Annotated in this window: 8 protein-coding genes; 1 reads left to right on the top strand and 7 read right to left on the bottom strand. The window is 36.5% G+C overall.

What is annotated here, in order from left to right; translation table 11 throughout:
* Positions 1-12 precede the first annotated feature (12 nt).
* Positions 13-1,386: a MocR-like pyridoxine biosynthesis transcription factor PdxR gene (gene pdxR / locus HZF24_RS11610; protein ID WP_179238490.1), complete on the top strand. Its 1,374-nt coding sequence runs from the start codon at positions 13-15 to the stop codon at positions 1,384-1,386.
* Positions 1,387-1,414: 28 nt separating this feature from the next.
* On the opposite strand, the gene HZF24_RS11605 is transcribed toward pdxR, so the two are convergent.
* From HZF24_RS11605 to HZF24_RS11575, 7 genes are all read right to left on the bottom strand, one after another.
* A complete protein-coding gene (locus HZF24_RS11605) occupies positions 1,415-4,111 on the bottom strand; it encodes a cation-translocating P-type ATPase (RefSeq protein ID WP_179238489.1) in 2,697 nt (898 codons plus the stop codon).
* Positions 4,112-4,309: 198 nt separating this feature from the next.
* Complete coding sequence (locus tag HZF24_RS11600; RefSeq protein ID WP_179238488.1) at positions 4,310-5,728, bottom strand: NAD(P)/FAD-dependent oxidoreductase; 1,419 nt, start codon at positions 5,726-5,728, stop codon at positions 4,310-4,312.
* 49 nt (positions 5,729-5,777) lie between these two features.
* Entirely contained in the window at positions 5,778-6,971 is a 1,194-nt protein-coding gene (locus HZF24_RS11595) for an efflux RND transporter periplasmic adaptor subunit (protein ID WP_179238487.1), read from the bottom strand.
* Between the two features lie 20 nt (positions 6,972-6,991).
* Positions 6,992-9,334: an ABC transporter permease gene (locus HZF24_RS11590; RefSeq protein ID WP_179238486.1), complete on the bottom strand. Its 2,343-nt coding sequence runs from the start codon at positions 9,332-9,334 to the stop codon at positions 6,992-6,994.
* On the bottom strand, positions 9,334-10,041 hold the full coding sequence (locus HZF24_RS11585; protein ID WP_281372289.1) for an ABC transporter ATP-binding protein: 708 nt from the start codon (positions 10,039-10,041) through the stop codon (positions 9,334-9,336). Before HZF24_RS11585 ends, HZF24_RS11590 begins: the two co-directional genes overlap by 1 nt.
* A gap of 11 nt (positions 10,042-10,052) precedes the next feature.
* Positions 10,053-10,664, bottom strand: coding sequence for a TetR/AcrR family transcriptional regulator (locus tag HZF24_RS11580; RefSeq protein WP_179238485.1), 612 nt, complete (start codon positions 10,662-10,664; stop codon positions 10,053-10,055).
* A 298-nt stretch (positions 10,665-10,962) separates the two neighbouring features.
* Positions 10,963-12,462: a 4Fe-4S dicluster domain-containing protein gene (locus HZF24_RS11575; RefSeq protein WP_179238484.1), complete on the bottom strand. Its 1,500-nt coding sequence runs from the start codon at positions 12,460-12,462 to the stop codon at positions 10,963-10,965.
* Positions 12,463-12,471: the final 9 nt, after the last annotated feature.

Raw genomic sequence — 12,471 nt, 5'->3', positions numbered from 1 at the left:
TAAGGAGTATTTATGATTATATCGCCTATATTTAACAGAGAAAGCAGCATTCCCATATACATGCAGCTCTATGAATTTATAAAATCAGAAATAACATCGGGAGTTTTAAAGCCTGATGTTAAGCTTCCTTCTATCAGAGAGGCTTCAGCGACCTTGAATTTAAGCAAGACAACCGTTGAAAATGCATACAGCCAGCTTGTGGCAGAGGGTTATATCGAAAACTCCCCTAAGAGAGGGTATTTTGTATGTGACTTAAGTGAATATAATTTTGAAATCATCAGGGAAACTCATAAGAATGTAATGAATCATCAGCTTGATAATGATTATATAAATGATGGTGTAGACAAGGAAAGCTTTGATATATCTACGTGGAAGAGGCTGTACAATAAAGTAATTTCAGACAAGGAAACTAAAATTTATAACAGCTGCTCAATACAGGGTGAGCAATTTTTGAGAGAAGAAATATCCGATTTTGTAAATACAATGCGGGGAGGACATACGAACCCGGAACAGGTTATTGTGGGCGCGGGTGTTCAATATTTGCTGGGCATATTAATAGGAGTAATCAAAGAAAGACACAATACAATTGCATTTGAAAAGCCGGGATTTAACAAGGCGGAATATATTTTTGAAGATTATAATTTCAATATTAATCACATTGAAATTAACGACAGCGGCTTTGATATTTCAATGTTAAGAAAAAGCGAATCCAAATTGATTTATATAAGTCCTTCTCATCAATACCCCTTGGGAACTGTTATGCCCGTAAATAAGCGTATGGAGCTGTTGGAATGGGCATATAAAAATGACGGACTCATAATTGAGGATGATTATGATGCCATGATACGATACGGAGGTATGCCCATACCATGTCTTCAGGGGATGGATAAAAATGATTGCGTAATTTATTTAGGGTCATTTTCTAAAATGCTTTTGCCTTCCCTAAGAATCAGCTTCATGGTTATACCAAAAAAGCTTTTGCCGAAATATAATGATATCAAAAACCGTCATACTCAATCTACTTCAAAAATAGACCAAATTGTACTTGCTCATTTTATGAAGGACGGATATATGCAAAAGCATCTGAGAAAAGTAAAAAGAATTTACAGAAAGAAAAATTTAAATTTGGCAGGCAGCTTAAAAAGTAATTATAAAGATAAAATAGAAATTATTAATTCTGATTCAGGTCTTCATATAGTGTGTCAGGCAACCACCTCCAAAAGCATTGAAAAAATAAAGGAAGATGCAAAGGCCGACGATATTTTGTTAAACATTATAAACTTAAGCAACAACAAGCTGTTGTTCTCATTGAACTACAGCGGAATTAACATGAATGAAATCAACACTTTCACCAACACATTGGGGACGGTCCTTTTTGGATTGTAACCCAAAAAGGACCGTCCCTCATATGTGTTTATTTTACCTTGTTTTTGAATAAATCCTTGTACAGCTCGCCTGTAATCATCGGTATGAATGAAAAAGTCGTTACTATTAACCAATCATGTGATGTTAAAGGAATTACGTCAAATATATTGTTAAGCACCGGTACGTACAACACAGCCACAGTCAGTAAAAATGATACCAGCACCGCCTGAATCATCCTCACATTGGAGAAAAAACCGATTTTAAACAATGTGTATGTTTGTGACCTAGATGAGAATGCTCTTAATAATTCAGCCGTTATCAATGTGGCAAATACGACACTGCGAGCGTGAATGAGACCTTCTCCTACGCCATACATACGCATTGCCCACAAATACGAAAATAGTGAAGCCGCGCTTATAGCTACAGCCTGGAACATAATCCCGCCAAGCATGCTTTTATCCAAAATCGGCTCCTTCGTATCTCTCGGAGGTAAACGCATTATTCCCGGTTCAGCATTTTCAACTCCCAATGCCATAGCGGGAAAGCTGTCTGTTACAAGATTAAGCCAAAGAAGCTGGATCGGCAAAAGAGGTACTTCCCATCCCAGCAGTATACTTATGAACACAAGCAGTATTTCACCTATATTGCAGCTTAAAAGGAAAAATACGAACTTCTTAATATTGCTGAATATTATTCTGCCTTCTTCTACAGCATTGACAATGGTTGCAAAATTATCATCAGTAAGTATTACTTCGGCCGTATTTTTAGCCACATCAGTACCGGTTATACCCATTGCTACCCCTATATCAGCTTTTTTTAGAGCCAAGGCATCATTTACCCCGTCACCTGTCATGGAAGTTATATAGCCGTTGTCTTTCAATGCCGTAACGATTTTTACCTTGTGTTCCGGGGAAACTCTTGCATAGACCTTTGTATTTTTTACTGCCTCTCTAAGCTCTTTATCCGACAGCTTATCAAGTTCTTCACCCATCATTGCCTGATTTTCATGTTCAACCATCCCTAAATCTTTGGCGATAGCATAGGCAGTATCTTTATAATCACCGGTAATCATTATTGTTTCAATTCCGGCTTGCTTACATAATTTTATTGATTCCTTAACTTCAGATCTTGCCGGGTCAATCATGCCAACAAGCCCGACAAAAATCATATCATTTTCCACATCATCAAACTTAATGGACTTTGGAACCTCGTTCCATACTTTATAGCTTGCAGATAAAACTCTCAATGCTGAACGGGCAAAATCTTTGTTAACCTTAAGAACTCTGTCTTTTAATTCCTTGGTGAAATCTACTATCATTCCGTTTATGGCAATTTTACTGCACTTGCTTATTACGATATCGGGAGCTCCTTTGGTAAAGGATACAATCTTTCCGTTAATATAATCGGAATGAAACGTAGTCATCATCTTCCTTGTTGAATCAAACGGAAGTTCTGCGATTCTAGGATATGATTTATTAAGCCCATATGTAGTTTGTCCTAATTTTCCCGCAAAAGTAATGATCGCACCCTCGGTGGGATCTCCCATTATTTTATACATACCTGAGGAATTATCAAGCAATGCATCATTGGCAAGAGCACCGATGCATACAAGATTTTTCAGATTCGGAAGTGACGATATATCTACATTTTTGCCCAATAGCTTAATATTTCCTGTCGGATCATAGCCGATACCTTCCACATCCAATATTTTGTCGTCAACGTATGCTTTTACAACCGTCATTTCATTTTGGGTCAGCGTACCTGTTTTATCGGAACAAATTACCGAGGTTGCCCCCAGAGTTTCAACTGCCAAAAGCTTTTTTACTATGGCATTCTTTCCTGCCATTCTGTTCATTCCTATTGATAAAACAATTGTAACAATTGCCGGAAGTCCTTCGGGTATTGCAGCCACTGCCAGGCTTATGGATGTTAAAAGCATTTTAAGTATTGGTCTTCCTTGAAAAAGTCCCAAAACAAAGACCATTATGCAGATTCCGATGGTCAAGGTTCCCAGAACCTTGCCAAGCTGATTCAGCTTAGACTGCAACGGTGTTTCTTCGTCGTCATAGGATTGAATCTTAATAGCTATATTACCGATTTCGGTATTATGTCCGGTTCCTATAGCTATACCCTTACCTCTGCCATAAGTTACAATTGTGCTGGAAAAGGCCATGTTATGCCTGTCCCCGATTCCGACACGACCTGCAATTTTGGTATTGGCGTCCTTTTCAACCGGAACGGATTCACCTGTTAAAGAAGCTTCTTCAACCTTTAAATTAGAGCTTTCAATTAATCTTATATCAGCGGGGATAATATCCCCTGCATCTAAAGCTATCAAATCTCCGGGCACAATATCTGCCGCAGGAACAACTATCTGATTTCCGTCTCTGATTACCTTAGCATTTGGAGCACTTAATTTTTGAAGTGCTTCAACGGACTTTTCTGCCTTGCCTTCCTGATATATTCCAAGAACAGCATTAATGACTACAATGGCTAAAATAACAATTGCATCGTCCTTTTCACCTACAAAGCCTGAAATACCTGCAGCAACCATTAAAATAATAATTAAGAAATCTGTAAACTGAGCAATTAATTTAGTCAAAAAGCTTTTCTTTCCTGTAGCCTCTAATTCATTTTTACCGTAATCCTCTAATCTTTTCTCCGCTTCTCTACGGCTCAATCCGCGATTTAAATCCGTCTTTAGTTCCTTTACTAATTCACTTTTACCGATATTATACCATTCCAATGTTCTTCCCCCTTAATAATCTGATGTAGTTTAATCAGTTCTTCAGACATGTAATAGTATAATATATTTGGATTTTTATTTTTTATTCCTAAAATTAGGGACATACCTCTAACGACCTTCCCATCCGCTAAGATATGTCCCATATTCCTACTTATTTATAATTGGGGGACATTACTTGACGTCCGCCCCAACGACTTTCTATCCGTTAAGGTGTGTCCCCTTTCCTAATATCTGACCCATTCTTACTCCCATGAGGGATGCCATCATTAACCCCCTGGTCCAACCGCTCGAATCGCCTAAGCAATATAAATTTTTGATGCTTGTTTCAAAATCTTCAGATATTTCAACCTTATTGCTGTAGAATTTTACCTCCGGTCCGTAAAGAAGAGTTTCGGTTCCCGCAAATCCAGGCACTACCGTATTCAATGCTTCTATAAAATTCAATATATTAGTCATTGTTCTGTACGGCATTGCAGATGTTAAATCTCCTGCAACCGCATCAGGCAGTGTGGGAATTACGTTTGATCTTGACAATTCATTTTGCCATGTTCTTTTTCCGTCTAATATATCTCCGTATCTTTGAACAATAATGCTGCCGTCTCCAAGCATATTTAACAATTCAGCAACCTTAGCGCCATACTTGATAGGCTCGTTGAACGGATGCTTGAAATTATGCGAACTTAATATAGCTAAATTAGTATTGTTTGATTTTCTGTCCTTATATGAATGGCCATTGACAACTGCAAGATTATTATCGTAATTTTCCTGACTTACAAAGCCACCCGGATTTTGGCAAAAAGTTCTTACTTTATCTCTGAATGGTCGAGGATATCCGATGAGCTTTGACTCATAAAGAATATTATTAACCTTTTCCATTACTTCATTTCTTACTTCAACCCTTACGCCTATATCGACAGTTCCGGCTCTGTGAGCTATATTATGTTTAACACACAACGACTTCAACCAATCGGCACCTTTTCTGCCTGCAGAAATAACAACGGTATCGCCATAAACCTCTTCCATTTTTGCCTTTCTTACCGCATCTGTCAATATAACTCCCTTTAAAGCACCGTCTTCAATTATTACATCAACAGCTTGAGTGCTGAACCTTATTTCAATCCCGTTGTCAACTAAATGCTGCTCTATTTTACCGTATATATCCTGTGCTTTTTCAGTTCCTAAGTGCCTGATAGGACAATCTACCAGCTTAAGTCCCGCTTCAATGGCTTTTCGTCTTACTTCCTTTATTTCTTCCTTGCTTTCAACGCCTTCCACTTTTGTATCGGCACCAAAATCAAGATATATTTCATCTGTGTAATTTATTAATTCCTGAACATATTCATAGCCTATTAATTCAGGCAAATCTCCTCCCACTTCGGGACTGAGTGACAGCTTTCCGTCAGAAAACGCTCCTGCTCCCGAGAAACCTGTAGTTATACTGCAATATGGCTGACAATTTATACATTCCTTGGTTTTATCCTTTGGACAATGGCGTTTTCTTATAGATTTACCCTGTTCTATTAATAATATTTTTTTGTCCGGGCACATTCTGTTCAGCTCAAATGCCGTAAATATACCGGATGGTCCTGCTCCGACTATTATTAAATCGTATTTCATTTTATTCTCCTTCGTTAAAGTATCAACATTAACCTTCAGTATTATACATTTAATAGTTCAATAATACAACATCATTTTCTTTTAAACCGGAAATTATTTCTATAAAGTCATCATTCTTTAAACCTGTTGTGACTTCAGTTTCTATTTGCTTGTCTCCGGCTATGACTGTAACATATTCTTTATATGATTTTTCATAGACAGCGTCTCTGTCTACTATCAGAACATTGTCTTTTTCTTCAAGCACGATTACCACATCAACCTCTGTACCGATTTTCATTTTGTTATCGGCCTCTAAATCAGCCTCAATTCTTACTCTTTTTTGTTCAACACCAAGCTCTGAAACCGATGATGTTGCCTTTGGATATACTCTGTTTATCGTGAGCTCTTTCACATCACCATTCAAATCTATTATAAACGGCATATCCTTTGATGTTTTAATCGCATCTTCAGCCAACACTTCCACATAGACACCCAGATTTTTCTCATCCTGAATTTCAACAACAATTACTCCCGGCTGAGTCATGCCTCCCTGATGGACGTTTAATTCAGTAATAATTCCGTCAAATTCTGCCTTAATTGATGATTGCTCAATATTCTTTTCAAGAATTTTTATCTGTACCATTATTTCTTCAATTTGTGATTCATATTGCTTCTTCACATTGGATGAAACACCTCTTAGCAGCAAATCATAATTATTATTAGCTTCCTGCAGCTGATTTTCCAGAGTTGTAACATTGTTCTTTGCCTCATCATATTCAACCTGACTGACAGCATTATTTTCGTATAAGTCCTTTATTTTTTCAAAATTATTTCTTGCAAGATTTAAACTGCCTTCAATTGTGCTGATGTTTAACTTCATATTAGAAATCTCTTTGAAATCAGCACCCTTAATCGTTTCATTATATGTGGCTGTTACTGCCTCTATTTGTTTATTGGCCCTTTCTATTTCCAGATCGTAATTATTATCATATGTTAATATAATATCCCCTTTTTCAACCTTATCTCCGACAGATACGTTTAAAACCTTTACCTTTTGGCTAAAATCCGAATAAAAGGTATTGACTCTTTTAGAATAAACCGTTCCCGTTTCCTCTAAGGTACTTTGAATAACACCTGATTTAACAGTTGTTGTTTTGTCCGCACCTACTTCCTGACCTCCTGCAAACAGCGAGTAGACAACAGCTACGGACAAAACCAATAACAGAGATAATACTACGTATTTTTTCTTGTATTTTATTTTCATTTTACCCTCCAAATCAGAAATTATGAAACTCTATTTTTCAATGCCTGCATAAAATCAAGCCTATGAATTTTAGCATAAGTCATTAACTGAGCTAACGTTATAAAAACTATCGTTAATGCTATGGATGTTGCAATACCGCTTATGGTGACCGGCTCCTTCATGGTGTAAAGATCCGTTGTAAAAGAAACACCCATATAATGTACAAGCCATAGCCCTATTGGTATTCCGAATATAATTCCTATTACGGACATTATCATATTCTCTCTGATAAGCATATTGAAGATTTCCTTTTTAGTGAATCCCATAACTCTGAGGGACGAAAACTCCAATGCCCTTTCATTTATACTCATCAGGGTCATACTGTACGTTATAATAAATCCCAAAAGTCCCGAGAAAATAACCATAGTTCCCATAGCGGCCGCAGTCATAGCCGTAAATTCCGAAAATGCGTCCTTCATATCAAATTGTGACAATACGGTTATATCCTTAATATCCTTCAATTTATCTGTTACGTTATCATCCGAGTTTATGTATACCCCATTTATAATTCCTTTATCTAAAAACTTACCCCTCAGAAAATCAATATTTGTATAACCGTTTATACCAAGTGCCTGATTTACTATACCCTTAACATAAACATAGCTATGATCATCATCCTTTACTAAGCTTTTTAAAATCACTTCGTCTCCGACATCCACATTCAATTCTGTTGCTAGGTTAGATGATAATAATATTCCATCCTGAGGAAGTTCAAGCGCATTGTTGTTTATATCTCTGAATGCATAAAATTTCGTACTGTCATTCAAGCCAATGACGCTTACTATTTTTGAATCCTTGCCGTTTTTTATTTCAAAAGGCATCTCAACCCTTTGTTCCATTTCTTTAACATTAATAAGCTTAGAAAATTCCTTCATAGTATTTTCACTTTTAAACTCATTAAAGCTTATATTGTACTGGACATTAATGAATTCTCCGTAATGCCTGTTAAACATCAAATCCATTATATCTGTCATCCACATTGTCATAATCATCATACCACAGGTTATTGCCACTGCGGCACCAATGAATACAAACTTCTTTTTTTCTCTGAATATATTCCTTAGAACAAGCTTCCATGAAAAAGAAACATGATTCCATATAATCTTTATTTTCTCGATGAATATTCTTTTACCCTTCTTTGGCGACTCGGGCTTCATAGCTTCGGCGGGATTGATTCTAAGAATATCTTTAACTCCCCAAAAGCCTGCCAGAACACAAAAAACAAAGGATAAAATAATTGATATAATAATTTTTCTGTAATACACCTGTACAACAAGCATGGGTATGCTGAAAAACATTAAATAAAGATTAGTCATCATTCCCGACAATGCAGTTCCAATTATTGACCCTGCTGTTCCTCCGATTAGTCCCACAGAACCGGCATATTTCAGATAATGCATTACAATCTCATCGTTTGTAAAGCCCATAGCCTTTAATACACCAATTGATATTCTGTCCTTTTTTACAATTCTTGAAAGCATTACCGAAAGCATAACGCCCGCAAACAATAAAAATATAAAGGGTATGGACTGTGACATCATTTCAAGTCCCGATATTTCCTGATTCATTACATTATTACTCAGCTGGTCGGCTCTTTTTATAACCCTTGCACTATATTTATCAAGCTTATCTTCTAAATATTTCGCTGTCCTATCCGTATTATCAGGTGTATTTAATTTTATAACAATATCATTAAATCCGCCTTTATTTCCATTTATTTTTTGCAGATAGCTTTCTTCAACGTAGACAACACCAAATTTTTCAGGTGCCGGAAGTAATGATTGCTCGTTTTCCATTATATAAATGTATTCGGCACTGGTAGCAATACCGGAAACATTAAATTTATGCTCCCTGCCGTTAATTCTAAGCTTAATTTCATCCCCGAGCTTGATACTTCTTGCTTCTGCAAATTTTTCTATAACAATTATATCTCTGCCTGTCAATATTCTTTTTCCGTTCTTCATAAACAGTTTGTTTATTTTATTTTCGTATTGGTGAACAGAAACTACACGTACATTAACATTATCATCATCATTACCTGTTAAAAACTTCGTATCGAACACTAATCTTGCCTCAGCTTCTTTTATACCATTTGAACCGATCAGCTGATTTTCCAAGCTTTCAGGCATATTGCTTCCTTGAATGAAAATATCAGCAAAGTTGGTGGCATCATAATAATCATTTATGGAATCCTTTAAATTTACGGCAGAGTTATTAACGGCCGTGAATACAAAAATTCCGGTAATAATTATTGAAAGAACCGCAATATATTGACCCTTGGTATTTTTAATCATCCTGAACAATCTCAGATCAAGCTTTTTCATTACCATTCAATCCTTTCGGGAGAAATCGGATTTTCATTTATTATAATATCGGCTATTTTTCCGCTCCTCATTTTTATGATCTTGTCTGCCATATCAGCTATGGAAGCATTATGAGTTATAACCATAACCGTATTTCCAAATTTCTCGTTTACATCCTTTAATACCTTCAATATCTGTATGCCGGTTTCAAAATCAAGTGCTCCGGTAGGCTCATCACACAATAGAATCTGCGGATTCTTAGCAACGGCTCTGGCTATTGCAACTCTTTGCTGTTCTCCTCCGCTCATTTGAGACGGAAAATGGTCGGCGCGGTCCCCAAGACCTACAGATTCCATAACCTCGTCTATATCAGCGGCATTTTCGCAAAGCTCCGCAGCAAGCTCCACATTTTCTCTTGCTGTCAGTGTAGCCATTAAATTATAAAATTGAAATACAAATCCGATTTTATTTCTTCTGTAATAGGTAAGCTCCTTATCCTTCATTTTCGTTATTAATTCATTATTAAAATAAACCTCGCCGTCACTGGGATTATCCATACCGCCGACTATATTTAGCAATGTGCTTTTTCCGGAACCACTGGGTCCTAAGATAACTATAAATTCCCCTTTTTCCACTTCAAAGGTCACATCCTCCAATGCTTTAACCGTAACTTCACCCATTTGATAATTCTTACTGAGATTTTTAACTTTTAATACTGTGTCACTCAAATTATCACCCCTTAATTTTGGTCTAAAATACCGTATAAAATAATATTTATAAGCTTAATATATTCATCGATAATAACATCGTATATTTCTTCAAAATTATCTATATCCTCTGTAAAATGAGGCAAGTATCTGCTTTCCATTAAGCCGGTAAAGGATTCAAATACTATTAATATATCATCTGCCGAAATATTTTCCTTGATGGGTAAACCTTTAATCATATCTACTATTATATTTAATCCGATTTGCTTAAGTTCAGAATACCTAAGTTCAAGCTTTTTTTGTAATTTTTTCGGAGCATTATAAAATCCGCTTGTCAGTATTCTGTAATGCATGGGATTGCTAATAAAAAAATTATATTTCATTTTAGTAATTTGAATAAATTTTTGTATGAATTCAGAATCGTCGAATTTCATTTTATTAAATTTATCAAAAAAATCATCTATGCACTTGTTTATGATAATCATGTACAAATTATCCTTAGAACCAAAATAATGAAAAATCAACCCCTTGGAAACTCCTGCTTTTTCACTTATCCTGTCGGTGCTTGCTTTATCATAACCGTATTCCGCAAACTCACATAAGCTTGCTTCTAAAATTTTATCTCTTTTTGAATTGTCAATCATGCATAACCTCCTTACCCATTGACTATTCAGTCAATATAATTATACATGAAATTGACCAGATGGTCAATGATTTCTGTACAACAAAAAAATGCTCTTTATTTTAAAGAGCATCAGATTGATGACAAAGTCATCAAGATGGTAGGCTGTTGAAAAAGTTCATCCTGCAAGGCGCCGGAAGGCGGGCAACCGCAGCGTATTAGACATACGTGAGGATTGACCGACTGAACGGCAACGACGCAGGGGGACTTTTTCAGCAGCCTGATGCTCTTTATTTTAAAGAGCATTTTCATTTAATTTATCAAGATAAATTTTCATCTATAATTTTATTTTCTAATGGAGACTTAATATCTGCTTGATTTTTAAAATCTATTACGGCCTTTCTTACCCTGTTAAGTGACGCTAATGTTCCGGGACCCGCAATACACCCACCCGAACATGCCATGCCTTCAAGCAAGTATCCGTTCCTTTTTCCGGACTTTGCAACTCTCATAAGCTTCACACATTCATGCAAGGTAGAAGCGCCTTCGACATTTATCTCCTTTGACGGGTCCATGGACAAAGCTACCTGCTTTACTGCTTCGGCTACTCCGCCTGCTATAGCATAACCGCGACCTAATGAAGACGCATCCTGTATTTTTTCAGATACCTCAATTTCCGACAATTCTATCCCTTTAGCAACAAACATACCCATAAGTTCTTCAAAAGTAATTACAAAATGCACATAATCCTTGACATCTTCTCTTAATGCTTCTAATTTCTTGGAAATGCAAGGTCCTATAAAGGCTATTTTTGCATCAGGATCATTTTTCTTAATATATTTTGCAGTTTCAACCATCGGCGAAGAAGAATCTGATATATATTCAAATTGATCCGGAAATAATTTTTCAACCATTATTGTCCATGAATTGCAGCAGCTTGTTCCCATATATGGAATTTCGTTTGGCACTCTTTCAAGAAATTCATTTGCTTCTCTTAAAGTTGTAATATCTGCCCCTAAGCTTACCTCTATAGCATCTTCAAATCCAAGCTGCTTTATCCCTTCAAATATTTGAACAGGAGAAGCCAAAGGTCCAAACTGTCCTAAAAATGACGGTGCCACTATAGCATACATGTGATCATTTGACTTTAAAGCCTTAATAAGCTGGTATATTTGAGATTTATCTGATATAGCTCCGTAAGGACACTGGATAATGCAATTTCCGCATGATACACATCTGTCCATATTTATCTCTGCCCTGCCCAGATAATCACTTTCTATTGCATTAACACCGCATGCAGCAGCACAAGGTCTGTCATATTGTACAATTGCACTGTATGGACATGTATCCTTGCATCTGCCGCATTTGATACATTTATCCAAATCAATTATCGCTCTTTTTCGTCCTATTGAAACGGCATTTGTGGGGCATACGTTGGTACATGGATGAGCTAAGCACTTTCTGCAATTGTCGGTTACATAAAATTGCTTAGTAGGACAAGCTTCACATGCAAATGTGATAACATTGATTAACGGCTCTATAAATTGGATTTTATCGACATCTACATCGTTAATTCCGTCGGTTACGCGATGGTGCTCAGTAGGTTTTCTCGCATTCAATCCCAATGTTAACCTAAGCCGCTCATCAACTATAGCTCTTTCTCTGAATATACTATCCCTGTATGTAGCTACTTCTCCCGGTAAAATTTCAAAAGATGCCTTCTCCAGTTCTGATAAATCAGCACCATCATAAGCTAATTTTGCAACCTTTGCAAATACCTGTCTCCTAATGCGAACAAGATCGACATAACTTTCTTTCATTATTATTCC

The sequence above is a fragment of the Sedimentibacter hydroxybenzoicus DSM 7310 genome (assembly GCF_013403245.1).
GTDB classification, from domain to species: Bacteria; Bacillota; Clostridia; order Tissierellales; family Sedimentibacteraceae; genus Sedimentibacter; species Sedimentibacter hydroxybenzoicus.
The sequence above is the reverse complement of the archived record's forward strand: the minus strand, read 5'-3'. Positions and strand labels throughout refer to the sequence as shown.